This is a genomic window from Psychrobacillus sp. NPDC096623 (genome assembly GCF_044762655.1).
Taxonomy (GTDB): domain Bacteria; phylum Bacillota; class Bacilli; order Bacillales_A; family Planococcaceae; genus Psychrobacillus.
Genome location: NZ_JBIWER010000007.1, coordinates 39,824 through 65,973 on the forward strand (window position 1 = coordinate 39,824; position 26,150 = coordinate 65,973).

At 39.1% G+C, this 26,150-nt stretch carries 27 protein-coding genes and 2 other annotated features; all 27 genes read right to left on the reverse strand.

Annotated features, from left to right (window positions below; all coding sequences use genetic code 11):
- Positions 1-56: 56 nt before the first annotated feature.
- Positions 57-3,611 (reverse strand): DNA-directed RNA polymerase subunit beta, encoded by a 3,555-nt coding sequence (rpoB, locus tag ACIQX2_RS16550; RefSeq protein WP_402852859.1) that lies wholly within the window; start codon positions 3,609-3,611, stop codon positions 57-59.
- Positions 3,612-3,820: 209 nt separating this feature from the next.
- A complete protein-coding gene (locus ACIQX2_RS16555) occupies positions 3,821-4,441 on the reverse strand; it encodes a class I SAM-dependent methyltransferase (RefSeq protein ID WP_402852862.1) in 621 nt (206 codons plus the stop codon).
- Between the two features lie 77 nt (positions 4,442-4,518).
- Positions 4,519-4,881: a 50S ribosomal protein L7/L12 gene (gene rplL, locus ACIQX2_RS16560; RefSeq protein WP_402852865.1), complete on the reverse strand. Its 363-nt coding sequence runs from the start codon at positions 4,879-4,881 to the stop codon at positions 4,519-4,521.
- A gap of 70 nt (positions 4,882-4,951) precedes the next feature.
- Positions 4,952-5,452: a 50S ribosomal protein L10 gene (gene rplJ, locus ACIQX2_RS16565; RefSeq protein WP_402852867.1), complete on the reverse strand. Its 501-nt coding sequence runs from the start codon at positions 5,450-5,452 to the stop codon at positions 4,952-4,954.
- 32 nt (positions 5,453-5,484) lie between these two features.
- Positions 5,485-5,628 (reverse strand) — a sequence feature (ribosomal protein L10 leader region).
- 42 nt (positions 5,629-5,670) lie between these two features.
- Positions 5,671-6,363: a 50S ribosomal protein L1 gene (gene rplA / locus ACIQX2_RS16570; RefSeq protein ID WP_402852870.1), complete on the reverse strand. Its 693-nt coding sequence runs from the start codon at positions 6,361-6,363 to the stop codon at positions 5,671-5,673.
- A 128-nt stretch (positions 6,364-6,491) separates the two neighbouring features.
- Entirely contained in the window at positions 6,492-6,917 is a 426-nt protein-coding gene (gene rplK, locus ACIQX2_RS16575; protein WP_139176005.1) for a 50S ribosomal protein L11, read from the reverse strand.
- A 171-nt stretch (positions 6,918-7,088) separates the two neighbouring features.
- On the reverse strand, positions 7,089-7,622 hold the full coding sequence (gene nusG / locus ACIQX2_RS16580; protein ID WP_402852873.1) for a transcription termination/antitermination protein NusG: 534 nt from the start codon (positions 7,620-7,622) through the stop codon (positions 7,089-7,091).
- Positions 7,623-7,724: 102 nt separating this feature from the next.
- Positions 7,725-7,910 (reverse strand): preprotein translocase subunit SecE, encoded by a 186-nt coding sequence (secE, locus tag ACIQX2_RS16585; protein WP_402852876.1) that lies wholly within the window; start codon positions 7,908-7,910, stop codon positions 7,725-7,727.
- A gap of 43 nt (positions 7,911-7,953) precedes the next feature.
- Entirely contained in the window at positions 7,954-8,139 is a 186-nt protein-coding gene (gene rpmG, locus ACIQX2_RS16590) for a 50S ribosomal protein L33 (protein ID WP_402852879.1), read from the reverse strand.
- A gap of 39 nt (positions 8,140-8,178) precedes the next feature.
- Entirely contained in the window at positions 8,179-8,820 is a 642-nt protein-coding gene (sigH, locus tag ACIQX2_RS16595; protein ID WP_371326730.1) for an RNA polymerase sporulation sigma factor SigH, read from the reverse strand.
- A 69-nt stretch (positions 8,821-8,889) separates the two neighbouring features.
- A complete protein-coding gene (locus tag ACIQX2_RS16600; RefSeq protein ID WP_402852881.1) occupies positions 8,890-9,399 on the reverse strand; it encodes an NYN domain-containing protein in 510 nt (169 codons plus the stop codon).
- 4 nt (positions 9,400-9,403) lie between these two features.
- Positions 9,404-10,174 (reverse strand): 23S rRNA (guanosine(2251)-2'-O)-methyltransferase RlmB, encoded by a 771-nt coding sequence (gene rlmB / locus ACIQX2_RS16605; protein ID WP_402852884.1) that lies wholly within the window; start codon positions 10,172-10,174, stop codon positions 9,404-9,406.
- Entirely contained in the window at positions 10,175-10,594 is a 420-nt protein-coding gene (locus ACIQX2_RS16610) for a Mini-ribonuclease 3 (protein ID WP_402852887.1), read from the reverse strand.
- Positions 10,595-10,598: 4 nt separating this feature from the next.
- Positions 10,599-11,999 carry a cysteine--tRNA ligase gene (cysS, locus tag ACIQX2_RS16615; RefSeq protein ID WP_402852890.1) on the reverse strand — a complete coding sequence of 467 codons (1,401 nt, stop codon included), beginning with the start codon at positions 11,997-11,999 and terminating at the stop codon, positions 10,599-10,601.
- On the reverse strand, positions 11,996-12,652 hold the full coding sequence (gene cysE / locus ACIQX2_RS16620) for a serine O-acetyltransferase (RefSeq protein ID WP_402853291.1): 657 nt from the start codon (positions 12,650-12,652) through the stop codon (positions 11,996-11,998). Before cysE ends, cysS begins: the two co-directional genes overlap by 4 nt.
- Before the next feature lie 58 nt (positions 12,653-12,710).
- Positions 12,711-12,927: a binding site (T-box leader), on the reverse strand.
- Between the two features lie 60 nt (positions 12,928-12,987).
- The gene (gene gltX / locus ACIQX2_RS16625; protein WP_402852893.1) at positions 12,988-14,451 is read right to left on the reverse strand and encodes a glutamate--tRNA ligase; all 1,464 of its coding nucleotides are present in this window, start codon (positions 14,449-14,451) and stop codon (positions 12,988-12,990) included.
- Between the two features lie 203 nt (positions 14,452-14,654).
- Positions 14,655-15,134, reverse strand: coding sequence for a 2-C-methyl-D-erythritol 2,4-cyclodiphosphate synthase (gene ispF / locus ACIQX2_RS16630; protein WP_402852895.1), 480 nt, complete (start codon positions 15,132-15,134; stop codon positions 14,655-14,657).
- Entirely contained in the window at positions 15,135-15,827 is a 693-nt protein-coding gene (gene ispD / locus ACIQX2_RS16635) for a 2-C-methyl-D-erythritol 4-phosphate cytidylyltransferase (RefSeq protein WP_402852898.1), read from the reverse strand.
- A gap of 66 nt (positions 15,828-15,893) precedes the next feature.
- On the reverse strand, positions 15,894-16,982 hold the full coding sequence (locus ACIQX2_RS16640) for a PIN/TRAM domain-containing protein (RefSeq protein ID WP_402852901.1): 1,089 nt from the start codon (positions 16,980-16,982) through the stop codon (positions 15,894-15,896).
- A gap of 253 nt (positions 16,983-17,235) precedes the next feature.
- Positions 17,236-18,606 (reverse strand): DNA repair protein RadA, encoded by a 1,371-nt coding sequence (gene radA, locus ACIQX2_RS16645; RefSeq protein WP_402852904.1) that lies wholly within the window; start codon positions 18,604-18,606, stop codon positions 17,236-17,238.
- Between the two features lie 58 nt (positions 18,607-18,664).
- Positions 18,665-21,112: an ATP-dependent Clp protease ATP-binding subunit gene (locus tag ACIQX2_RS16650; protein ID WP_402852906.1), complete on the reverse strand. Its 2,448-nt coding sequence runs from the start codon at positions 21,110-21,112 to the stop codon at positions 18,665-18,667.
- Entirely contained in the window at positions 21,109-22,203 is a 1,095-nt protein-coding gene (mcsB, locus tag ACIQX2_RS16655) for a protein-arginine kinase McsB (RefSeq protein ID WP_402852909.1), read from the reverse strand. The genes ACIQX2_RS16650 and mcsB overlap by 4 nt, the downstream gene beginning before the upstream one ends.
- Entirely contained in the window at positions 22,193-22,738 is a 546-nt protein-coding gene (locus ACIQX2_RS16660) for a UvrB/UvrC motif-containing protein (RefSeq protein WP_402852912.1), read from the reverse strand. Before ACIQX2_RS16660 ends, mcsB begins: the two co-directional genes overlap by 11 nt.
- A gap of 17 nt (positions 22,739-22,755) precedes the next feature.
- Positions 22,756-23,229, reverse strand: coding sequence for a CtsR family transcriptional regulator (locus ACIQX2_RS16665; RefSeq protein ID WP_090567701.1), 474 nt, complete (start codon positions 23,227-23,229; stop codon positions 22,756-22,758).
- 157 nt (positions 23,230-23,386) lie between these two features.
- Positions 23,387-23,851 (reverse strand): GNAT family N-acetyltransferase, encoded by a 465-nt coding sequence (locus ACIQX2_RS16670; protein ID WP_402852916.1) that lies wholly within the window; start codon positions 23,849-23,851, stop codon positions 23,387-23,389.
- 20 nt (positions 23,852-23,871) lie between these two features.
- Positions 23,872-24,879: a ribosome small subunit-dependent GTPase A gene (gene rsgA / locus ACIQX2_RS16675; protein WP_402853293.1), complete on the reverse strand. Its 1,008-nt coding sequence runs from the start codon at positions 24,877-24,879 to the stop codon at positions 23,872-23,874.
- Between the two features lie 310 nt (positions 24,880-25,189).
- Positions 25,190-26,149 (reverse strand): ABC transporter ATP-binding protein, encoded by a 960-nt coding sequence (locus tag ACIQX2_RS16680; protein WP_402852918.1) that lies wholly within the window; start codon positions 26,147-26,149, stop codon positions 25,190-25,192.
- Position 26,150: the final 1 nt, after the last annotated feature.

Consider the following 26,150-nt stretch of genomic DNA (forward strand, 5'->3'; position numbering starts at 1 on the left):
TCACCTGTCCGATTTTTATTGTGTAATCATCTAAGCACAATTACGCTTTTTTTTACTTATTCAACTGTTCCAACTGGTTCTTCCTCTGATGCGATTGGTAAAATACCAAGTGCGTCAGCTGCTGGAATATCATCATCTTCATCAAGATCGCGAAGCTCAATTTCTTCTTCGTCGATTGTAAGCATCTTAACATCCATACCTAAACTTTGTAGTTCTTTGATCAATACTTTGAATGATTCAGGAACTCCTGGTTCTGGTACACTTTCACCTTTAACGATTGCTTCATATGTTTTCACACGTCCAACAACGTCATCGGATTTTACTGTTAAAATTTCTTGTAACGTATAAGCAGCACCATAAGCTTCTAGTGCCCATACTTCCATCTCCCCGAAACGTTGTCCACCAAATTGCGCTTTCCCTCCTAGAGGCTGTTGCGTAACTAGTGAATAAGGTCCAGTTGAACGAGCATGTAACTTATCATCTACCATGTGCGCAAGTTTAATCATATACATAACCCCTACAGATACACGGTTATCAAATGGTTCACCTGAACGTCCATCATAAAGGATAGTTTTACCGTCACGATTAAGTCCTGCTTCTTCCATTGTGTTCCAAACGTCTTCTTCGTTGGCGCCATCAAATACTGGCGACGCCATATGAATACCAAGAATTCTTGAAGCCATACCTAAGTGAAGCTCTAATACTTGCCCAATGTTCATACGAGAAGGTACCCCAAGTGGATTTAACATGATATCTACTGGTGTGCCGTCTGGAAGGAATGGCATATCTTCCTCAGGAAGAATACGCGAGATAACCCCTTTGTTACCATGTCGTCCTGCCATTTTATCCCCAACGGAGATTTTACGTTTTTGAACGATATAAGCACGAACTAATTGGTTAACACCTGGAGATAACTCATCGCCATCTTCACGATTAAATACTTTTACGTCTAATACAATTCCGCCTGCACCATGTGGTACACGTAGAGAAGTATCACGAACTTCACGAGCTTTTTCACCGAAAATTGCGTGTAGTAATCTTTCTTCAGCTGTTAGTTCTGTAACACCTTTTGGGGTTACTTTCCCAACAAGAATATCTCCATCACGAACTTCTGCCCCAATACGGATAATTCCACGGTCGTCCAAGTTGCGCAATGCATCTTCACCGACATTAGGGATATCTCTCGTAATTTCCTCTGGCCCAAGTTTTGTATCACGTGATTCTGACTCATATTCTTCAATATGCACGGAAGTATATACATCATCTTTCACTAGACGTTCACTCATAATAACGGCATCCTCATAGTTGTATCCATCCCATGTCATGAAAGCTACAAGAACATTACGTCCTAACGCAAGCTCTCCTTGTTCCATAGAAGGACCATCTGCAAGAATATCAAGAGGTTTAACACGATCTCCAATTTTTACAATTGGACGTTGGTTTATAGATGTACCATGGTTTGAACGTTCAAATTTATGAACTTTATAAGCTGTTAAATCACCTTTAACTTCTTTACCGTCCACTTCTTCAATACGTCTAACACGAATTTCTTTTGCTTCAACATGCTCAACAATACCGTGGTATTTTGCAATAACCGCAGCACCTGAGTCACGAGCATTCACGTGTTCCATACCAGTTCCCACGAATGGAGCTTCTGGGTTTAATAATGGAACAGCTTGACGTTGCATGTTCGCTCCCATTAGGGCACGGTTGGAGTCATCGTTTTCTAAGAACGGAATACATGCTGTTGCTGCAGAAACAACTTGTTTCGGCGAAACGTCCATGTAATCAATTTGTTCTCTTCTAAACACAGTGTTATCTCCACGGAAACGACCTACTACTTCTTCCTTCAGGAATTCTCCTTCATCAGATAATGGAGAGTTAGCTTGTGCTACTACATAGTTATCCTCTTCATCAGCAGTTAAATAGTCGATACGTGAAGTAACTAATCCCGTTTCCGGGTCAACACGACGATATGGCGTTTCAATAAATCCAAATTTGTTTACTTTTGCGAAACTAGAAAGCGAGTTAATAAGTCCAATGTTTGGTCCCTCAGGAGTTTCAATAGGACACATACGACCATAGTGAGAGTAATGAACGTCACGTACTTCAAATCCTGCACGCTCACGTGTTAAACCACCGGGTCCAAGAGCTGATAAACGACGTTTGTGCGTCAATTCAGCAAGTGGGTTCGTCTGATCCATGAACTGAGATAATTGCGAGCTACCAAAGAACTCTTTAATAGATGCAATAACTGGACGAATGTTAATCAATTGTTGTGGAACAATAGATTGTGTATCGTTAATAGACATACGCTCACGTACCACACGCTCCATACGTGAAAGACCGATACGGAACTGATTTTGAAGCAACTCACCTACAGAACGTAAACGACGGTTACCTAGATGATCGATATCATCCGTATTCCCAACGTTGAACAATAGGTTAAAGAAGTAACCAATAGATGCAACGATATCAGCAGGCGTAATGTTTTTTACTTCTGTTTCTACATACGCGTTACTTATAACATTAACTTCTTTTTGTTCTTCATCGTTTGGAGCATAAATTTTAATCGATTGGATTGTAATATCGTCTTCTAAAACACCACCTACTTGTGATAATGTTTTGAAGCCAATGCCGTTTTCAAGATGAGGAATTAGACGATCTAGTACACGACGATCTATCAACGTGCCAGCTTCTACTAAAATCTCTCCTGTTTCCGGATCCACTAGCGTTTCTGCTATTGTTTGGTTAAACAAACGATTTTTAATATGCAATTTTTTGTTCATTTTGTAACGACCAACATTCGCTAAGTCATAGCGTTTTGGGTCAAAGAAACGAGAGTATAGCAAGCTCTTTGCACTTTCCACTGTTGGTGGTTCACCAGGACGTAGACGCTCATAGATTTCCAGTAACGCTTTTTCAGACGTTTCTGTATTATCTTTTTCTAGCGTGTTACGTAAATATTCATTGTCACCGATTAAATCGATGATTTCTTGATCTGATCCAAAGCCTAATGCGCGAAGTAAAACAGTAACTGGTAATTTACGTGTGCGATCGATACGAACGTAAACTACGTCTTTTGCATCGATTTCATATTCTAACCATGCACCACGGTTTGGAATCACAGTTGACCCAAAACCTTTTTTACCGTTTTTGTCTGTTTTATCATGGAAGTAAACACTTGGTGAGCGGACTAACTGAGATACGATTACGCGCTCAGCTCCGTTAATAACGAAAGTTCCAGTTTCAGTCATTAATGGGAAATCACCCATGAAGACATCTTGTTCCTTCACTTCGTCCGTTTCTTTGTTGTGGAGACGTACTTTTACGCGTAGTGGTGCTGCGTATGTTGCGTCACGTTCTTTCGATTCGTCGACTGAATACTTCGGTTCGTTTAAACTATAGTCGACAAATTCAAGTGATAGATTGCCTGTAAAGTCCTCGATTGGTGAAATATCCTTGAACATTTCACGTAAACCTTCTTCAAGGAACCATTCATAAGATGCCGTCTGAATTTCGATTAGATTCGGTAGTTCCAGCACCTCACTAATACGCGCAAAACTTCTGCGTTGGCGGTGTTGTCCGTATTGAACTAGTTGACCTGTCAACTCATTCACCCCTCAATAAAGCGATATTAGGTCTTTTCGATATGAACATTTTGGTGTATGATATCGAAAGACAAAAAGAAAACGAGTTCTTAATAAGAGCTCATTTTCGATTAACCAAACTTTTTCTCGGCAAGTATACCCATTTCTACTTCTATTTATTCAAAAGGGCATACGTCCTCAAAATAATAATTTTGCATTTTCTTATAATATCATAGCGATTTTGTCAAGTCAATCTTTGTAGCTTTGATAATCCAATAACCTCTAGACTTTTCTACAACATCAACCTGACCAAAAACCTCTTCTAAATAACTAAAAGTTGATGGTGCCCCTTGTTTCTTTTGAATCACAACCCACAATTCTCCCTTTGAAACTAACTTTTCATAAGCCTCATCATAGAAACGAAAGATAGTTTCTTTTCCAGCGCGAATCGGTGGATTAGTTATAATAGCCGCAAAGTTTGCAGTGTCAACCGCTGACAATCCATCACTTTCATAGATTCGTACATTTTGTATCCCGTTAGCAGCAGCATTTTTTTCTGCAAGTTGGATTGCACGTGTGTTAACATCTACCAAATGAACTGTTCTTCCCTCATTTGCTTTTGCAATAGAAAGACCTATTGGCCCATATCCACAACCAATATCTAAAATTGGGCCTTCTAGATCCGGCGCTTCAAAAGCATCGATTAATACACGGGAGCCAAAATCTACTTCGCTTTTACTAAAAACACCAGCATCTGTTTCAAATCGAAAGTTATACCCTAGTAATGTAAAATTCCATTGCCGTGGTTTACTTTCTGTTTGAGGTTTCCTAGAGTAATAATGATCAGACACCAAATCACCCTCCATAATACATACGAAGAAAAGCCCGTCGTTTACTGACGAGCTTTTTTCTTCGAACTGTACAAAAATTACTTAACTTCTACGCCTGCGCCAACTTCTTCAAGTTGTGCTTTGAAAGCTTCTGCTTCGTCTTTAGAAATGCCTTCTTTAAGAGGTTTTGGAGCATTGTCAACTAATTCTTTAGCTTCTTTTAATCCAAGACCAGTGATTTCACGAACCACTTTGATTACTTTGATTTTTTGGTCTCCAGCAGATGTAAGGATTACGTCAAATTCAGTTTTTTCTTCAGCAGCAGCAGCTCCGCCACCAGCAGCCATTGCCATTGGAGCAGCAGCAGTAACACCGAATTCTTCTTCAATTGCTTTTACTAAGTCGTTTAATTCAAGAACTGTCATTGATTTGATAGCTTCTAAGATTTGTTCGTTATTCATTTTATTTTCCTCCTATTATGGATAATTTTAGGCTATAAGCCGTTTGGTAGTATTTAAGCCGCGTAATAAATTATGCGCCTTGTTCTTCTTTTTGTTCTGCAACAGCTTTTGTTGCAAGCGCAAAGTTGCGCATTGGAGCTTGAAGTACTGAAAGAAGCATAGAAAGTAGTCCTTCGCGTGATGGAAGTTCTGCTAATGCTTTCACATCTTCAGCAGATGCTACAGTTCCTTCGATTACACCAACTTTAATTTCAAGTTGTTCATTCTTTTTAGCGAAATCATTAATGATTTTAGCTGGCGCAATTACATCTTCGTTAGAAAATGCTACTGCGTTTGGACCAACAAGGCTTTCGTTAATACCTTCAAGGCCAGCAACTTCAGTCGCACGACGTGTAAGTGAGTTTTTGTAAACTTTGAATTCCACACCAGCTTCACGAAGTTGTTTACGTAATTCTGTTACTTGTGCAACATTCAAACCGCGATAGTCAACAACTACTACGGAAGCAGCAGCTTTAAACTTTTCAGCAATTTCTTGAACTTGCACTTTTTTTGTTTCGATTGCTTTGTTCATCTTGGCACCTCCTATAAGAATTGGCCATTTATACCGACAAAAGAAAAGCCTCTGTTCTACGAATAGACACAGAGGCAGAAAGTCATCATCTTAAAAGAATCTGAATTTACTTGTCCTCGGTAGGAAATTAAGCGATGAATCGCTCCTACTGTCTTCGGTACAAATGTATATTTAACAACAAAAGCCATCTTAACAGATAAACTTTTAACTGTCAACTATTATTTAATTGATTGTGCGTCAACTTTTACAGCTGGTCCCATAGTAGTCGTGATATTCACAGACTTCATGTAAACACCTTTAGATGCTGCAGGCTTAGCTTTTTGAACTACATCAAATACAGCTAAGAAGTTTTCTACTAATTTGTCGTCCTCGAAAGAAACTTTACCAATAGGAGCGTGAATGATCCCTGCTTTGTCAGCACGGTATTCTACTTTACCAGCTTTAATCTCTTCGATTGCTTTTGTTACATCAAATGTAACTGTACCAGTTTTAGGGTTTGGCATTAAACCTTTTGGTCCAAGTACACGACCGATTTTACCAACTTCACCCATCATGTCAGGTGTTGCAACGATTACGTCGAAGTCAAACCATCCTTGTTGGATTTTGTTAATATATTCAGTATCGCCTACATAGTCTGCACCAGCAGCTTCTGCTTCTTTTAACTTTTCACCTTTAGCAAATACTAATACACGTTGTGTTTTACCAGTTCCGTTCGGAAGTACTACTGCTCCACGGATTTGTTGGTCATTTTTACGAGTATCGATCCCTAAACGAAAAGCAACTTCTACAGTTGCATCGAAGTTAACTGTGCTTGTTTTTTTAGCAAGCTCAACAGCTTCTTTAGCTGAGTATAATTTTGAAGCTTCTACCAATTTAGCTGCTTCTTGTAACTTTTTACCTTTGTTAGCCATTATAAATGTCCTCCTTGATAGTGGTTTTAGCGGAATAAACCTCCCACGTGTAAAGGTTGCAGTTATCCTATATGAACAACTACAACCTTCCAAAAAACAATGCGTCATATCAAAATGCACATTAAGTATTAGTCTTCGATCGTAATACCCATGCTGCGTGCAGTACCTTCAACCATCAACATAGCTGCTTCAACAGATGCTGCGTTTAAATCTGGCATTTTTTGTTCTGCGATTTCGCGAACTTTTTCACGTTTCACTGTCGCCACTTTTACGCGGTTCGGTTCACCTGATCCAGATTGAATACCTGCTGCTACTTTAAGTAACACTGCTGCCGGCGGAGTTTTTGTAATGAAAGTAAATGAACGATCTTCAAATACAGAAATTTCAACCGGAATGATTAGACCTGCTTGATCTGCAGTACGTGCGTTGAACTCCTTACAGAATCCCATGATGTTAACACCTGCTTGACCCAATGCTGGACCAACCGGCGGTGCTGGATTTGCTTTACCAGCAGGAATTTGTAATTTAACAACTTTAATCACTTTTTTAGCCACGAGACACACCTCCTTAAGTCCGTGATGTGGTAATTGGGTTGCCCCTCCCACTCAAATATCTGTCTCTCAGCTCTGCGCTGATAACATTAGAAAAATTAATACAGACCTATTTTAAGTCTGACCTTTGAAATGATATCACTATTTTCCACCTTTAGCAAGTGGAAACGGAAATTATATTTTAATAACTTGATCGAAATCTAATTCCATATTCGTTTCGCGACCAAACATATCTACAGAAACAGTTACTTTACCTTTATCTATATCAATCAATTCTACTTTACCTTGGAAGTGTGCAAAAGGTCCTTCTAATACTTCAACCAATTCTCCGACAGTAAAGTCCACCTCTACCACGCGATCACCATCGCCCATTTGTTTTAGCATAGATTGTACTTCTTCTGGAGCTAAAGGTGTTGGTTTTGTCCCTCCACCAGAAGAACCAAGGAACCCAGTTACACCTGGTGTATTTCTAACTACATACCAAGCGTCGTCTGTCATAATAAGCTCCACAAAAACATATCCAGGAAACGTTTTTCTAACTACGACACGTTTTTTGCCGTCTTTAAAATCCGTCTCTTCTTGTTCAGGAATGTATACACGGAATATTTTATCCGACATACCCATTGTTTCTACTCGTTTTTCTAAGTTTGCTTTTACTTTGTTTTCATACCCAGAGTACGTATGAACAACATACCAATTTTTTTCCATAGTGTCAGGACTAATCGTCCGTTCCCTCCTTTTCTCAAGACAAATGAAAAAACCCGTTCGTTTAATAAGACGGGCTATTTTCAAATATTTACATGCTACTTATTATAATGCCAAATACCAACGGAACAATTCAGAGATACCTAAATCTACCACAGCAAAAAATAGAGCCATTATTACTACAGTAGCAAGTACAATTACTGTGTACTTAGTAAGCTCTTTACGTCTAGGCCAGCTTACTTTTCTCATTTCACTCATTACATTTTTGAAAAACCCACTAACATTAGCCATCTTAGCTAAACCCCCACACAAAAAATCTATCTTATTTTTATAATCATAACGTTTGTTTATGAAGTGTATGCATATTGCAGTGTGCACAATACTTTTTACGTTCTATTCGAATTGCTACATTTTCTTTAGATGTAGGAACCGTATAATTACGATTGCCACATTGGACACAGCTTAAGACAGTCTTCTTTACCATAATATCACCTTTTTTAAGCACATAAGTCTTTTTCAAGATTATCATCTTATACAAATGATGTCAACAAAATCCCAGTTATGCGTAGTTACTACCAATCTCCATATAACGTTCTAGTTTACGCTTCACTCGTTGCAAAGCGTTGTCGATAGATTTAACATGACGGTTCAATTCTTCGGAAATTTCTTGGTAAGTTTGACCATCTAAGTATAAGGCGAGTACTTGTTGTTCAAGCTCACTTAGTATTTCAGCCATCTTCCCTTCCATATAATCGTAATCCTCTCGATTGATGATTAATTCTTCCGGATCATCTATTACCGAACCAGCAATCATATCCATCAATGTTCGATCAGATTCCTCATCGTATATGGGCTTGTCCAATGAAACATAGGAATTTAGCGGAATATGTTTTTGACGAGTAGCTGTTTTAATAGCGGTTATTATTTGTCGAGTGATACATAATTCGGCAAAAGCTCGAAAAGAAGCAAGTTTTTCTTCCTTAAAATCTCGAATCGCCTTATATAATCCGATCATTCCTTCTTGGAGAATATCTTCTTTATCAGCCCCTATTAAAAAGTAGGATCTTCCCTTCATACGGACGAAAGAACGGTATTTTGTTATTAAAAAATCTAGTGCTTCAGTGTTTCCTTGATGAACCAATTCCACAAGCTCTTCATCTAGTAAACTATCCAAATGCAGATTCTGTTCTGTCTTTTCCAATGAAGTCACCTCAGCTAACATGAATAGTTATTCCCAGTATACAGGAAGGAAATTTATAGCGTCAATGAATCATTTCATTCCTCTTCGCCATTTTTCGAAAATTTCTGCAATTTCTTCTGTTAATGGAATGTTAGAAACCGGCTTATCCACTTGAATACTCTTTACTTTTTTGGATATTTTGGAGGAGATCGACAACATTTCAATTTCTAATTCTCTTGCTGATTTTCTCAGGGCCCCTTGACCAAATATAATTCGTTGCTCAGTCAGATCGGATGTCGCTACGTAAATTTGAACTCTTCTACCACTCAATTCTTTCGTTAACTTTTCAATACGTTCGTCTGCTATTTCATTTTTTCTCGTATAAATAACTTCTACGTCATATTGTTTCTTCTTGTTTTCGATACCAGGCACTAAGTGCGCATCAAATACTACAATCACTCGAACGCCTGTATATGCTTTGTATTCTGCCATTAGCTCGATCAAGCGGTCTCTAGCGTCTAATAATTTTATTTCTTTTAACTTTCTTAACTCGCTCCATGCGCCGATGATATTATATCCATCGACAAGTAGAATTTGCATCTTCTTATCCTTTTAGCGGATTTCTAACGCGCCATATTTCATATAACAAGACAGAGGCTGCTACCGATGCATTAAGACTTGTTACATGACCGACCATAGGCAAATAGTAAAGAAAATCACATTTATCTCTTAACAGTCGACTCATTCCTTTTCCTTCGCTACCAATAATAAGGGCAAGAGGAAGTGTCGCATCCATATTTCGATAATCAGTAGACTTTGCAGCATCTGTTCCAGCAATCCATACACCGCGCTCTTTTAGCTCATCCACTGTTTGGGCCAAGTTACCTGCACGATAGACAGGAATATGTTCAATCGCTCCTGTAGATGCTTTTGCAACTACCGCTGTAAGTCCGACCGCTCTTCTTTTCGGAATAATAATTCCATGAGCTCCTACCGCATCTGCTGTTCGCATGATAGAACCAAGATTATGAGGATCTTCAATTTCATCTAAAATAATGAAAAGAGGATCCTCTTGTTTACTAGCTGCCAGCTCAAATAGATCGTCTAATTCCGCATAACGATATGCAGCAACCGATGCGACTATCCCTTGATGGTTTGCATCTGTTAAGTTATCCAATTTCTTTTTAGGCACGAACTGCACGATTATTCCAGCATCTTTGGCTAGTTGGATAATTTCCGATACGCCACTTTTTTGAATGCCTTCCGCTAGCCAAACCTTGTTCATATCTCTACCAGCACGAAGAGCTTCAACTACCGGGTTTTTCCCAGCAATAAGTTCTCCAGTTTGCTCCATTTGATCATTTTTTTCCACCATTTATTTTTTCGCCCCTTTCTGTTCATCTATAAAGTTAATCGAAAAATGCAGCACTTCTTGCAAACGCTCTGTTTGTTCACTTAAGTATAGACTCCCAATGACTGCTTCAAACGCTGTACTATGGTGATAAGTAATAACATCAGTATTTTTTGGAACTGATCCTGATTTTGCATTACGCCCTCTTCGAAGTACTGCTTGTTCATCCTCTGTTAGAAACTCTTTATCTAGCATTTCTTTTACAATCATCGCTTGTGCTTTTGCGGATACATAAGTAGTAGCTTCTTTGTGTAAAATATTTGGTCGAACCCGCCCAGAGCGGATGAGGTGTTCTCGCACAACTTGTTCGAAAACAGCATCACCCATATAGGCAAGCGCTAAAGAATTTAATTGTTTGACATCCGATAGCTTTAAATTTCCCACAAGTTTATCCTCTTTTCCATCGGATACCCTGTGCAGTATCTTCTAAAATAATATTTAGCTCTTTTAATTGGTCTCTAATTTCATCTGCACGAGCGAAGTTACGATCCTTTCTTGCCTGATTGCGTTCCTCGATCAATGCGTCGATTTCTTCATCCAATACTTCTTTTTCCTTGGCAAATGAAAGTCCAAGGACAGCCGTTAATAAATCCATAACGGATATAAATTGTTTTAATACGCCTTCAGTGGTTTGTTTTTCTTGTAAATACGTATTCGCGAGTTTCGACAATTCAAAAATAGCTGCTATTCCATTTGCTGTATTGAAGTCATCATCCATCGCTATCTCAAATTGCACTTTCACATCGGCGATTTTTTGGAACCAAATATCCTCATGATCCCCTAAATTTGCAGTGGTACTTAAGCGATGAACTAAATTGTCGTACGCTGTGCGAATACGATCCAAACCAGCCTCCGCTTGCTCGACCAATTCTTTTGAATAGTTAATAGGATTTCGATAATGAACACTTAGCATAAATAGACGTAAAACTTGCGGGTCAATTTGCTGGCGAATATCATTCACTAATACAAAATTACCGAGTGATTTCGACATTTTTTCGTTGTCTATATTTATATACCCATTATGCATCCAATATCTCGCGAATGTTTTACCAGTTCTAGCTTCTGACTGTGCAATCTCATTTTCATGGTGAGGGAAAGTTAAATCCTGACCTCCAGCATGAATATCAATTGTATCCCCTAAAATTTCACGTGCCATTACAGAGCACTCAATATGCCATCCCGGACGCCCCTGCCCCCAAGGGCTCTCCCAGAAGATTTCTCCAGGTTTTGCAGCTTTCCAAAGGGCGAAGTCTAATGCATCTTCTTTTTTTACGCCAGTCTCAATTCTAGCTCCGACCTTTAAATCGTCTACAGACTGATGAGAAAGCTTACCGTATCCATCAAATTTTCTCGTGCGGTAATAAACATCTCCTTGTGATTCGTAAGCGTAGCCTTTTTCCTCTAACACTTTAATGAATTCAATAATTTGATCCATGTGATCTGTTACACGAGGATGTGAATCTGCTCGATTGCAGCCAAGTGCCTCCACGTCCGCAAAGTAAGCGTTGATAAAACGTTCCGTAAGCTCTGAGACATCTTCTCCGAGTTCATTTGCCGCTTTAATAATTTTATCATCCACGTCTGTGAAGTTAGAAACGTACGTCACGTCATATCCGCGATATTGCAGATACTTTCTTACCGTATCGTAGACAATTACAGGTCTAGCATTACCTATATGGATATAATTGTAAACAGTTGGACCACACACATACATTTTGACCTTGCCTTCTTCGAGTGGGATAAACGGTTCTTTTTCGCGCTTTAATGTATTGAAAATTTGGATTGTCATGACCAGTTTCTCTCCTTTTCTTTCGTTAGACAGTCAACTTCTTTATGAAGCTCCTCTATTTTGGCTTCCATTTGTTTACATCGGTCAGCAAACGGATCCGGTAGGTCTTGATGATCGAGATTTCGCTTCACTTTTACACCATCTTGAATGACGACGACACCCGGAATACCAACAACAGTTGAATTAGTAGGTACATCCTTTAATACAACCGAGCCAGCCCCAACTTTACTATTTTCCCCAATTGTTATCGATCCTAATACTTTTGCTCCTGTCGCAACTAGAACATTATTATGAAGTGTTGGATGTCTCTTTCCTTTTTCTTTCCCGGTACCACCTAGTGTGACACCTTGATAAATCGTGCAATCATCTCCGATTTCACAAGTTTCTCCAATTACTACACCCGAGCCATGGTCGATAAAAAAACGTCTCCCAATTGTTGCTCCTGGGTGAATTTCTACACCTGTAAAAAATCTACTAATTTGCGAAATGACACGTGCTAAGAAAAAGAATTTCTTTTTAAATAATGCATGCGCAATGCGATGACTCCAAATGGCATGTAAACCTGCATATGTTAATACAACCTCTAGCTTGCTATTAGCTGCTGGATCTTGTTCGAATACTACTGCTATATCTTCCTTCATCCGTTCAAACACAGGATCTCCACCCCTTTCATTTTTCTCCATAAAAAAAGTCTCTGTCTATAAAAATATAGACAGAGACGCAAGTTGCGTGGTTCCACTCTGATTGGAAAACACAATTACTTTTCCCACTCGACATCTTTAACGCAGATGATACGTTCAGCCTACTTAACTTCGGCATGACGCTCGAAGGTGCATTTCAGTAACTCATAGGCTCAGACCACTTTCAGCCGGTGATGGTCCTCTCTAAAGAGTATGCTTTACTTACTTCTCCTCGTCTTCGCTTTACTATTTGTTTCGCTTTCGAATTTGTAACACCATTTTCACACCTTGTTAGCGGAAAGTCAATCTTATTGTTTTGCAAACTTGGCAACGCGAGCAATAACCTTGTCTTTTCCAATTAAACTTATGGCATCAGCTAATTCTGGACCGTGCATTTGACCAGTCGTTACTACACGAATTGGCATGAAAAGGTTTTTCCCTTTATGACCAGTTTCTTTTTGCACCGCTTTAATTGCAGCTTTAATCTCTGTTGCTTCAAACGCATCTAAGTTTTCAAGCTGTGTTTTGAAGGCAGCCATAACTTCAGGAACCTGCTCCCCAGCTAACACTTCTGTTGCTTCTTCAGTATATGCAATTTCGTGGTCAAAGAATAATGAAGATAATTCAACTATTTCAGCACCAAAACTCATTTGCTCATGGTAAAGAGCAATAAGCTTTGTTGCCCACGTAAGTTCTTCTTCCGATAATTCAGCTGGAAGTAGATCTGCTTTTTGAAGATGTGGCAGTGCAAGCTCTACTACTTTTTCAAGTGGCAGTTGTTTAATATATTGGTTATTCATCCATGTAAGCTTTTGTTTGTCAAACATCGATGGTGATTTTGAAAGACGTGACACATCGAAGTTTTTGATGAATTCCTCTTTAGTGAAAATTTCATCTTCTCCTTCAGGCGACCAGCCTAATAATGCAAAGAAGTTAAACATTGCTTCCGGTAAATACCCAAGATCTTTGTACTGAGTAACAAATTGAATAATCGACTCATCGCGTTTTGAAAGCTTTTTACGATTTTCATTGATGATTAATGTCATGTGACCATACTTAGGATATGCCCATCCGAATGCATCGAAAACCATTAGTTGCTTTGGTGTGTTCGATAAATGCTCTTCCCCACGGAAAACATGAGAGATTTCCATAAAGTGATCATCTAATACTACCGCATAGTTATATGTTGGAATCCCATTAGCTTTCACTAATACCCAGTCACCAACGTCCTTAGATTCAAAAGTAACCGATCCACGAACTAAATCTTCAAATGTATAAGTTATATTTTCTGGTACACGCATACGAATCGTGTAGGCTTGGCCCGCATCTTCTTTGGCTTGTACCTCTTCTTTTGATAAATGACGGCATTTACCATTGTACATAGGAGCTGCAATACCTTTTTCTTTTTGTACTTCACGCTCTGCTTCTAATTCCTCAGAAGTACAGAAACATTTGTAGGCATGTCCTTTTTCTAACATTTCCTCTGCGTGCTTTGTATATATATCTAGACGCTCCATTTGACGATATGGCGCATAAGGTCCACCAATATCTACAGATTCATCATAGTCTATTCCTAACCACTTTAAGTTTTCAAGCTGCGATAACTCGCCGCCTTCTACATTACGTTCTATATCTGTATCTTCAATACGAACAATAAATTTACCATTATGATGACGTGCAAATAGGTAGTTAAATAATGCTGTACGTGCTCCTCCAATATGCAAAAATCCTGTTGGACTTGGTGCGTAGCGTACGCGAACTTCTTGTGTCATAAGTGTATCCTCCTAGTTTTCGTTCAATTCAAATCCGCCTTGGCGTATTTGTGTCCAGACTTTGAATTGAGCTAGCTCAATTAACTCCCTACAAAGTCTGTGACATCCGCCGGAGGCTGCACTTAATTCCGCAAGGGTTCTAACTCTTGCTGAATTAAGTGTAAACTTCATTCATTCTACCATTGCTTATATGTTTTTTAAAGTTAGTCCTTCTTAAGAAGCAATATTGTAGCCATCGATGCTATTCCTTCTTCGCGCCCTGTAAATCCAAGTTTTTCAGTTGTAGTAGCCTTCACATTTACCTGAGAAACATCCGCTTGAAGTAACTCCGCCAAACGCGTACGAATCGTTTCAATATATGGTGCCATTTTTGGCTTCTGTGCAATAATGGTGCAATCGATATTCCCTAACTTATATCCACGAGCATCTACTAGCTTCCAAATATGCTCTAGTAGCTTCGCCGAATCTGCATCTTTAAATTCTGGGTCTGTGTCTGGGAAGTGTCTGCCAATATCGCCTTCTCCAATCGCGCCTAAAGCCGCATCTGTAACAGTATGTAGTAATACATCTGCATCTGAGTGACCAATTAACCCTTTTTCATATGGAATTTCAATCCCACCTATTATTAACGGACGGTTATCCGCAAATTCATGTACATCAAAACCTTGTCCAATTCGCATCATTTATTGTTCCTCCTGCTCCCGCTTATTTAAAATAGCCTCTCCGTATAGAAGATCTTCACTCGTTGTCATTTTTACATTATCATAGGTGCTTTCCACAATATGAACGCGCTCTCCTAATCTTTCTACGAGCATTGCTTCATCTGTCCCAAGAAAATTTTCTGCTTCTGCTAGTCTTTCTGCTTTTTCTAATAATGCATACTGAAATGCTTGAGGCGTTTGAATAATCCATAAGCTTTCTCGATCGACTGTTTCTTGAATTATACCATCTTCTACTTTTTTCATTGTATCTTTTGCCCGAACTGCCGCAACCGCTGCCCCAGAAGCAACTGCTGCTTTTACTAATTGTTGAATTACTTCCTGATGAATAAATGGTCTTGCTGCATCATGAACGAGAATTACTTCTTTAGATGTAACTGCTTTTAAAGCAGCATATACACTATGCTGACGCTCATTACCACCCTCTACAATTGCAGAAACCTTTGTAATGCGATAATCCTTAAGTAGCTGTTCAATGAATAGTTGTTCCGTTTTTTTCACAGCCAATACTATTTGTTCACAATTAGGATCTTTGTCAAAAACTCTTAAAGTATGTACCAAAATAGGAATATTTCGTAGCTTCAAAAATAACTTATTTTTATCGGCACCCATTCGCTTCCCACTACCTGCAGCTGGTATTAAAACAGTATACAACATGTTAATGATCCTCCATCACACAGAAAAAGGGCGTATTCCTTTAGCAAAGGAAACAACCCTTCTTCGTTATTTCGAGTCTTGTGGTTTTGCAAATATCATTCGACCGGCCGATGTTTGAAGCACACTTGTCACTTCTACATTTATAGCCTGTCCGATATATGCTTTACCACCTTCCACAACAATCATCGTTCCATCATCTAGATATGCAACACCTTGATTGTGCTCTTTACCATCTTTAATGACAACAACATGCATTATTTCCCCGGGAATAACGACCGGCTTTACCGCATTAGCTAAGTCATTAATATTCAAAACCCGTACTTGGTGCAGGTCACAAACCTTGTTTAAATTGAAATCATTCGTTACAACGATTCCATTCATCTTTTTAGCGAGACGAACTAATTTTAAATCTACCTCTTGGATATCCTCGAAGTCTTCCTCTACGATTAACACGGCAGAAGCTCGTTCCGTTTGTAGTTTTTTCAGAACATCTAACCCCCGACGACCTCTTGTTCGTTTAAGCGTATCCGAGGAATCCGCAATATGTTGTAACTCAGTCAAAACGAATTGTGGAACGACAAAAACTCCTTCAATAAATCCCGTTGTCGAAATATCAGCAATACGACCATCAATAATAACACTTGTGTCTAACAATTTATAAGTTCCTAGACTCAATTCTTGGGTATCATCATCCACTGCTTTCTTTTTGCTACTATTTTGTTTAGAAGGAGTAAAAACCTGAAGAAGCTCATCACGCTTTTTAAACCCGACTTGAAACCCTAAGTATCCCAAAACAATTGACAATAGTACGGGCACAACCGATCCAATACCTGGTATAGCAATATTATTAAGAGCAGAACCTAGGAAAAACGCAACGATTAGGCCTATTACCAGACCAAGTGTTCCGAATAACAAATCTCCAATTGGCGCCTTTAATAACCGTTCTTCCATCCACTTGATAAAGTTAATTAAGTAATCGGTCATAAATAACGCAGCCACGTATAACAAAATTGCTCCAACTAAAACAGATATATACGGATTGTGAATCCAAGGGTTGTTAGATAAATTAAAAAGATCGTATAAGTGCGGTAAGAATAGTAAACCCAATGTTCCACCAATTAAAACAAACGCAATTTGAATAATCCATTTTAACAAGTATGCCACCTCCATTTATTTCATTATACTTCCAACTTTCACAATAAGTCTAATCATAAAAGTGTAAGACGCCGCCCTGCAACGAAAAGCTCTGGAAGAATGACGATAAAGGCGTCTTTTGCCTTTATCCGGCATTCTGAAACGACACGAGGGGCTGGGGGAGCTAGACAATAAGAGAACACAGACGCCGCCCTGTAGCAAGTGCAGGGATAAGCGTCTATAGCTAGCTAGTCAGCATTTACTCGTGTACTAATTATGAAAATGCTATTTTCATCGCTTCGTTAACTGTCTCAATCCCTATAACTTGTATGCCTTTTGGATAATCCCAACCTCCTAGATTTGAGGCTGGAACAATCGCTCTGTTAAAGCCAAGCTTGGCCGCCTCTTGCACACGCTGTTCAATCCTAGACACTCTTCTTACTTCTCCAGTTAAACCGATTTCCCCGATAAAACAATCTGTCGGTGTAACCCCTGTATCTCGGAAACTAGAGACGATACTTACTAGGACGGCTAAGTCGATTGCAGGTTCGTCTAATTTTACTCCTCCAGCAACTTTTATATAAGCATCTTGCGTTTGAAGTAATAATCCCATTCTCTTTTCCAGGACCGCCATTAGTAGAGAAACACGATTTTGATCAATACCGGTAGCCATACGTTTCGGATAATTAAAGCTAGACTGAGTCACTAGCGCTTGAATTTCTACTAAAATAGGTCTGGTACCTTCCATAGAGGCAACAATTGCGGAACCCGCTGCCCCGTGAGATCGCTCCTGCAAAAATAATTCAGAAGGATTAAGCACTTCTTTTAAACCAGATTGAACCATTTCAAAAATGGCAATTTCATTTGTAGAGCCAAAACGGTTCTTCTGAGATCTTAAAATACGATACGTATGGTGTCGTTCTCCTTCAAAGTACAAAACGGTATCTACCATATGTTCCAATATACGCGGACCTGCAATTTGACCTTCTTTTGTTACATGTCCCACTAAAAAGATTGCTACATTTTTGGTCTTGGCTATTCGCATAAGCTCTGCTGTACATTCTCGAACTTGCGATACACTACCAGGTGCACTAGTTACTTCAGGATGATGAACTGTTTGAATTGAATCCACAATGACAAATTTAGGCTCTACACTCTCAATAGTTTCATTGATTAACTCCAAGTTGGTTTCAGAATAGATATAAAGCTCAGCGGATGTCACCCCTAAACGTTCTGCACGAAGCTTTGTTTGACGGATGGATTCCTCACCCGAAATATACAGCACTCGCTCTCCTTTATTGGCGAGTAAAGCAGAAACCTGTAAAAGAAGTGTGGACTTCCCAATACCTGGATCTCCACCTATTAAAACGAGCGACCCCGGTACAATCCCTCCACCTAGCACACGATTCAATTCAGCAAAGTCTGTTGTCACCCGTGGTTCTTCTTGCGTGATCACTGAAATAATGGGAGTAGCCTTTTGCGCTGTGCCATCCGAGTGCTGAAAGGAACGTTTTGGACCTTTGGAAACTATTTCGGTTTCCTCTACCATCGTATTCCAATCACCACATCCGGGACATCTCCCCATCCATTTTGCAGATTCATAACCACATGAGTTACACATAAATTTCGTTTTCTTTTTAGCCATAATACCTCCTAATATGTATAAAAGGGCATTCCGGAACTTTTTCGGAATGCCCGCAATATTAACCCTCTGTGACTAAAGCTTTCGTGCGAACCACAAACTCGTTATCTTCTACATCAAATATTACATGCTGTCCATTCAATACTTCCCCTTTTAAAAGCTCTTCGGACAGTCGATCTTCAACATGTTTTTGAATCGCACGGCGTAGAGGACGCGCACCATATTCTGGTTCATAGCCTTCTGTTGTAATTTTATCTTGTGCCGCTTCTGTAATTTCTAACTCAATACCTTGTTCTTTCAAGCGTTTTGCTAATTGTTCTGTCATTAGTGAAACAATTTGTTTTAAATGCTCTTTTTCGAGAGAATGGAACACAATCATTTCATCTAGACGGTTTAAGAATTCTGGGCGGAATGCTTTTTTCAATTCTTCTAGCATTTTGCCTTTCATATCCTTATAGTCTGTCTTACCGCCTTCCGTTAAGTTAAATCCAACGTATTTGTTGAATTTTAGTGCCTCTGCACCGACATTGGATGTCATGATGACTACCGTATTACGGAAATCTACTGTGCGACCCTTAGAGTCAGTCAATCGTCCATCCTCTAACACTTGAAGAAGAATATTAAAGACATCTGGGTGCGCTTTTTCAATCTCATCTAATAGGATAACAGAGTATGGTTTACGACGTACTTTTTCTGTCAATTGTCCACCATCGTCAAACCCAACATATCCTGGGGGAGAACCAACTAGACGGGAAGTGGAATGCTTCTCCATATATTCAGACATATCTACTCGAATCATCGCATCCTCGTCTCCGAACATCACTTCAGCTAAAGCACGAGCAAGCTCTGTTTTCCCTACGCCAGTAGGACCTAAAAAGATAAATGAGCCAATAGGACGTTTTGGATCTTTCAAACCGGCACGTGCACGACGAATAGCTCTTGAAATCGCGTCCACTGCTTCACTTTGACCAATAACTCTTTCATGTAATTTATCTTCTAGTTTTAATAACTTTTCAGATTCTGTTTGTGCTAGTTTAGAAACTGGTACTCCAGTCCACATAGAAACAACTGCAGCAATATCCTCTATTGTTACTTCAGACTCTTCTTTTCCTTGCTTCTCTTTCCAGTTGTTTTTCATTTTTTCTAGTTCATCTTTAAGCTTTTGTTCTTTATCACGGAATGATGCAGCTTTTTCAAATTCCTGACTTTGTACTGCTGCATTTTTCTCAGAACGGATTGCTTCTAGTTTAGTTTCTAACTCTTTTAAGTTAGGAGGTGTTGTATACGAACGTAAACGCACTTTAGATCCTGCTTCATCTATTAAATCGATGGCTTTGTCGGGTAAGAAACGATCAGAAATATAACGATCGGACATTTTCACCGCGGCTTCTACCGCCGCATCCGTAATTTTCACACGATGATGCGCTTCATAACGATCACGTAAACCGTAAATAATTTGGATAGCTTCCTCTACAGAAGGCTCATCTACTTGAATTGGTTGGAAACGACGCTCAAGTGCAGCATCTTTTTCAATATATTTTCTATACTCATCTAACGTTGTTGCACCAATACATTGAATTTCTCCACGAGCAAGAGCTGGTTTTAAGATATTCGAAGCATCAATAGCACCCTCCGCTCCACCTGCACCAATTAACGTATGAAGTTCATCAATGAATAAGATAACATTGCCCGCTTGGCGAATTTCATCCATCACTTTTTTCAAACGATCTTCAAATTCCCCACGATATTTTGTACCAGCAACAACCGTACCCATATCAAGTGTCATTACTCGTTTATCGCGTAGGATTTCAGGCACTTCGTTTTGTACAATTTGCTGTGCTAGCCCTTCAGCAATAGCTGTTTTACCAACACCTGGTTCTCCAATTAGAACTGGGTTGTTTTTTGTACGACGAGCTAAGATTTCAATTACTCTTGTAATTTCTTTACTACGACCAATTACAGGGTCCAGTGTGCCTTCTCTTGCAATTTGTGTTAGGTCACGAGCTAAACCATCTAGTGTTGGTGTACTTGCTGGAGCAGCTCCATTATTTCCATTACCATGCGCTTGCTCTGTGCTTCCTAGTAATTGAAGCACTTGTTGACGAGCTTTATTTAAGCTTACTCCTGCATTGTTTAGAACACGAGCCGCTACACCTTCTCCTTCACGGATAAGCGCTAGCAATAGATGCTCAGTTCCAATATACGAATGCCCTAATTTTCGAGACTCATCTACTGAAAGTTCAATCACTTTTTTCGCACGAGGTGTGTAGTTAACGATGGGTCCAACTTCCTCTTTACCTGCTCCTACTAACTCCTCGATTCCCGCTTCGATTACTTTCAGGTCTACTTCAATTGCTTCTAATGCTTTAGCAGCAATTCCACTACCTTCACGGATAAGACCAAGTAATATATGTTCCGTCCCTATAGATTCATGCTTTAAGCGAATAGCCTCTTCTTGTGCTAGTTGTAATACTTTTTGAGATCTTTGTGTAAAACGATTAAACATCATTCAGATTCCTCTCCTTTTGTTTTCTGTTTTTCTTCTTTTTGCAATCGTTCCCTTAACAGCTTCGCGCGAAACATATCCCGCTCGGAGGTATTCAATGAAGTTCCTGCATATTTTTGTAGGAATCCTGGTTGCATAAACACCATACATTCATTCAAGATAGATACATCCACATCTTCTATGAGTCCCATATCAATCCCCAATCGCACATCTGATAGGCATCTTGCTGCTTCATCGGTTGCCATAATACGAGCAAATGATAAAGTTCCTAAAGATCGATATAGTCGGTCTTCTAGTGTATTGGCCGAATGCTTTATAAGTGCATCTCGTGCTTCTCTTTCTTTTTGAATAATTTGTTCGGTAATACTCTGAAGATCAGCAAGTATGTCTTCTTCTGACTTACCAAGTGTGGTTTGGTTGGACACTTGATATACATTACCGAGCGCTTCACTGCCTTCTCCGTAAATTCCTCTAACAACCATTCCTAGTCTTGAAATAATCGTTACAATCCTATTCATTTGCTTTGTCATCGTTAATGCCGGCAAGTGCATCATGACAGATGCACGTAAACCAGTACCTGTATTGGTGGGACAGCTTGTTAAATAACCAAACTGCTCGTCGAACGCATACGGTAATTCCTTATCTAATACACGATCTAACTCATCTGCCTGCGCGTAGGCTTCTTCAATTTGTAGCCCTGGAAAAAGGCATTGTATCCGAATGTGATCCTCTTCGTTGACCATCACACTAACAGATTCATCATCCGACAACAAAACCGAGCCTGTCATCGGGGAGTTCGCAAGCTTTGGACTGATTAAATGTTTTTCTACTAATACTTGACGACTTAGTTCTGATACATCCTTTATATGAATGGAAGAAAATTGCATCTGCAATTCGTCACTTGCATCTAGCAAGGTGGCAGAAACAGATTGGTCAATTTTATGCGCCTCATCTTCTGTAAATGCTAAAGGAAAACGATAGCCATTAAGATTTCGAGCTAAACGTATTCTTGTACTCATCACAATATCTGAATGGTTTCCTTCTCCAGCCATCCAACTAGAAATGGAGTTATCTAAAAAATGATCAATTGACATCAGTTTGGTCACCTCCTGTAGAAAGTTGACTTTCCAAGTCCCTAGCTTCATCTCTCAGCTTTGCGGCCACCTCAAAGCTTTCACTTTCAATCGCTTCTTTCATTTGTGAGCGAATTATTTCTATACGTTTTTTTATAGCAATTTTTTCCCCTAGCGCACCTGGAGCCTTTCCAATATGCGTCGTATTGCCATTATGAAGTCTTTTAAATACATTTGGTAACTGTGGACGGAAACTGTTGTAGCAATTGGCACAACCAAATTTTCCTTCATCTAAAAACCGTTGAATTGACCAACCACATTCATCGCAAACAATCATGTTTTTTTGTTGTTTTTGTTGCATTGGTTGTTGTTCTGTTTGACTAAACCAGTTCGATAATAGTTGATGTAGAGATAATGGATCTTGTTTGTACTCTACATAAAACGGGTGGAGGCTATTTGCACAGACCTCACAATAATGTCTTTCAAAGTGTTCACCATTATGCACTTGCGTAACCGTTACTTTCGCTGGTCTTTGCTTACAATTTTCACAAATCACCTTTCAACACACCCCGTTCATTTTTCACTTTTTTCATACTTTAATGTTAATAACATGGCACATAAAATACGTGACCGTAGTTCATCTCTTGCTGGTAGTGGGATAGCTAGAGTCGTTCGATTTAAAGCTGCTAAAATGAGTTTTGCTTCACGCTTAGAAATAACATCCTCATCGATTAACCGAAAAACGATATCTTCCGTTACAGATTCTGAAGCCCCATTTTCTAGTGTTTGTATAATATGCTCTATTAAATCAGCTTTTGTATGAGCTCGAACGCGGAGGATTCGAATATATCCCCCTCCACCTCGTTTACTTTCTACTAAGTATCCGCGGTCTTGGGTAAATCTTGTATTGATTACATAATTTATTTGAGATGGAACACACTGAAATTTTTCTGCAATTTCACTTCGCTTAATTTCAATTTGTTCCTTACTTCCTTCTTCTATAATTGCCTTCAAATACCCTTCAATTATGTCAGATATATTTTTCATCTTCTCACCTCTTCTCACAAACTGACTTTGACTAACTTTGACTATATTATAACGAGATTTTTTCGCATGTGCAATTGATACGATTTGCCCTTAAAAAGAAGAAAAAACTACAAACAGTCGTTTGTAGTTTAGGATATATCAAAATGAATATTCATATTCAATAAATCTTTTTTTCCTCATATGTCAGTTGTATGATATAGAAATCCGGTTCTACTTCAATTTCCGCTAATTTTTTAAAATTATATCTCTCATATAACGTGATTGCAGGTACATTTTTTGCACCAGTTGATACAACTACCTTTTTATCATTAGCCTTGACTGTTAATAGATAGTTTACTAATTCCGATGCAATCCCTTTCCGAAAATGATTAGGGTCTACTACAAGTCTACATATATCAATCAGTTCATTTGTATCTTCATAAGAAATAAAACCTACCAATTTCGAGCCATCCAATTTTCCAATAAATAGTTCGTTGGAATTTTTTATATCTTCTACAGTGTCCAAAAGCTGTGGAATCCCATCAAATCCGATTAAATCAGCTTCTACTTTATACGCTGGTAATTGAATTGACAAAATACATTCAGCGACCTTTTCTTCCTTGTGATTGATTAACTGAATCATCCGTTACCTCACATCTAAAATTAGATTTTCTTTTTATAATTATTTCGTTGAGACTTCGTAATTTGCTTCCATTTATTCGTTTCTGCTTTTTTAGCTACTGCATCGTTTTTTCGATCGATATGCGCAAGTTCTCTCATTAGTTTTACATAGCTTTTATAGCGTTCTTGTTTAAGCACACCGGTGTAAATAGCCTTCTGAATCGCACAGCCTGGCTCTTTTACATGCTGACAATCACGAAAACGACATGTTAACGCGAGCTCTTCGACATCCTGGAAGCTAGCGCTAACCCCATCGCTCGTATCCCAAAGCTGAAATTCTCTCATACCAGGCGTATCGATCAGTAAACCACCTTCTGGTAATAACGTCAATTCCCTATGCGTTGTCGTATGACGTCCTTTACTATCATCTTCTCTAATATCATTCACAGTCATTACTTCAACACCTGACAATGCGTTTATTAAAGAGGATTTCCCTACACCAGAGGATCCGAGTAATGCACCTGTTTTATGAGCAGCCAACAGATTTCCTAGTTGTTCAATACCCTCTCCTGTAACACTACTCACTGCAAATATGTCAACACCAAATGCAATAGCTTCTACTTCTTTTATATAATACCCTATGTCATCGCAGGCATCTTTTTTCGTTAACACTACAACGGGTGTTGCTCCTGAATCCCATGCCGCCAATAAGTATCTCTCTAATCTACGGACATTGAAATCATGATTGAGCGACATCACTAGAAATACAAAATCAACGTTAACCGCAATTAATTGTATTTCGGTCGTCAATCCTGCCATTTTCCTCGAAAACTGTGAGCTACGAGGAAGTACTTCATGAATAATTCCTTTTTCTTCGCCTGGCATTTGTTCAAGGACAACCCAGTCTCCAACTGCCGGAAATGCTTCTCTTCCATGCTCGAACTTAAATTTACCAGAAAGTGAGCAGAGTAGCTCCCCTTCATTGGTGATCACTCTATATAAATTTTTATGCTCTAGCAGCACGCGACCAGCAATTCCACTGCCTGTCATTTTTTCTTTCCAATTACTATTCCAACCATATTGTTCGATTAAATTCAATTTAACTTCCTCCTAATTTTCATATAAAAAAACCATGACTGCACGAATCAGCAGCCATGGTTCCCCGATCATTAGTAAAGAAGCGTATATCTGTTTAGAGAAATACGGAGTGGGACATCATGAACTTACTGATTCGCGGATACGTATATACATTTGCCATAATTCCTCACTCCTTCCTTTAAGTTATTTTCAGAATACTACAAGTATTAATACTTCGTCAATCTAAATTATGCAAAATAATATTTGTAATATGGACACTGTATTAATTATATAGATGACAGGCCACGAAATGACCAGGCTCTTGTTCCTTCCAAGCAGGTCTTTTTTCCGCACATATGGACATCGCATGTGCACATCTTGTGCGGAACACACAACCCGAAGGTGGATTTATCGGGCTCGGAAGTTCTCCATGCAATAGAATACGTTCCCGTGCTTCCTCTATATCAGGGTCTGGAATAGGAATCGCAGATAACAAAGCCTGTGTATACGGATGAAGCGGATTTTCATATAATTGACGACTCGTGGTCAGTTCCACCATATGCCCCAAGTACATGACCCCTATTCGATCCGAGATATACTTGACCATCGATAAATCATGCGCGATAAACAAATAAGTAAGATTTTTTTCTTTTTGCAGCCGCTGGAGCAGCTTTACTACTTGCGCTTGAACAGATACATCCAATGCAGAAATGGGCTCATCTGCAATGATAAACTCAGGATCTAACGCCAAAGCCCGTGCAATGCCGATTCGTTGACGTTGACCTCCCGAAAATTCATGAGGATATCGATTTGCATGGTCTTTGTTAAGCCCAACATCTTCTAGTAATTCATACACTCTAGATTTTAACTCTTCTTTTTTATATAGTTTATGTATTTCCATCGGTTCGGCAATAATTTCAAATACAGTGGAACGTGGATTTAAGGATGCATACGGATCCTGAAAGATCATTTGCACCTTTTTCAAATACCCTGTTCTTTCTTTGTCACTCATCTCATGCACATTTTTATCTTCAAACAGTACTTTTCCCTCTGTTCTATTGTACAATCCCAAAATAGTTCGGCCCGCTGTCGATTTACCACAACCCGATTCTCCTACTAGACCAAATGTTTCTCCTTTGACGATATCAAAGCTTATCCCATCAACAGCCTTTAAGGTCTCCCCGTGTCCAATGTCAAAATGGCGTTTCAGATCTTGAACAGATAACAGAACTTTTCCCGTCATG

What these genes read in the sequence shown, in the direction of transcription:
- ACIQX2_RS16665 (WP_090567701.1), bottom strand. Translation starts at nt 23,229, where the DNA reads ATGAAAAATATATCTGACATAATTGAAGGGTATTTGAAGGCAATTATA.
- rsgA (WP_402853293.1), bottom strand. Translation starts at nt 24,879, where the DNA reads ATGACAGGCAGTGGAATTGCTGGTCGCGTGCTGCTAGAGCATAAAAAT.
- ispD (WP_402852898.1), bottom strand. Translation starts at nt 15,827, where the DNA reads ATGTTGTATACTGTTTTAATACCAGCTGCAGGTAGTGGGAAGCGAATG.
- ispF (WP_402852895.1), bottom strand. Translation starts at nt 15,134, where the DNA reads ATGATGCGAATTGGACAAGGTTTTGATGTACATGAATTTGCGGATAAC.
- rplJ (WP_402852867.1), bottom strand. Translation starts at nt 5,452, where the DNA reads ATGAACAAAGCAATCGAAACAAAAAAAGTGCAAGTTCAAGAAATTGCT.
- ACIQX2_RS16600 (WP_402852881.1), bottom strand. Translation starts at nt 9,399, where the DNA reads ATGCAAATTCTACTTGTCGATGGATATAATATCATCGGCGCATGGAGC.
- ACIQX2_RS16650 (WP_402852906.1), bottom strand. Translation starts at nt 21,112, where the DNA reads ATGATGTTTAATCGTTTTACACAAAGATCTCAAAAAGTATTACAACTA.
- gltX (WP_402852893.1), bottom strand. Translation starts at nt 14,451, where the DNA reads ATGACACAAGAAGTTCGCGTACGCTACGCACCAAGTCCAACAGGATTT.
- ACIQX2_RS16680 (WP_402852918.1), bottom strand. Translation starts at nt 26,149, where the DNA reads ATGACGGGAAAAGTTCTGTTATCTGTTCAAGATCTGAAACGCCATTTT.
- radA (WP_402852904.1), bottom strand. Translation starts at nt 18,606, where the DNA reads ATGGCTAAAAAGAAAACGAAATTTATGTGTAACTCATGTGGTTATGAA.
- secE (WP_402852876.1), bottom strand. Translation starts at nt 7,910, where the DNA reads ATGGCTAATGTTAGTGGGTTTTTCAAAAATGTAATGAGTGAAATGAGA.
- nusG (WP_402852873.1), bottom strand. Translation starts at nt 7,622, where the DNA reads ATGGAAAAAAATTGGTATGTTGTTCATACGTACTCTGGGTATGAAAAC.
- rlmB (WP_402852884.1), bottom strand. Translation starts at nt 10,174, where the DNA reads ATGGTGGAAAAAAATGATCAAATGGAGCAAACTGGAGAACTTATTGCT.
- ACIQX2_RS16670 (WP_402852916.1), bottom strand. Translation starts at nt 23,851, where the DNA reads ATGATTCAGTTAATCAATCACAAGGAAGAAAAGGTCGCTGAATGTATT.
- cysS (WP_402852890.1), bottom strand. Translation starts at nt 11,999, where the DNA reads ATGACAATCCAAATTTTCAATACATTAAAGCGCGAAAAAGAACCGTTT.
- mcsB (WP_402852909.1), bottom strand. Translation starts at nt 22,203, where the DNA reads ATGTCAATTGATCATTTTTTAGATAACTCCATTTCTAGTTGGATGGCT.
- rplA (WP_402852870.1), bottom strand. Translation starts at nt 6,363, where the DNA reads ATGGCTAACAAAGGTAAAAAGTTACAAGAAGCAGCTAAATTGGTAGAA.
- rplL (WP_402852865.1), bottom strand. Translation starts at nt 4,881, where the DNA reads ATGAATAACGAACAAATCTTAGAAGCTATCAAATCAATGACAGTTCTT.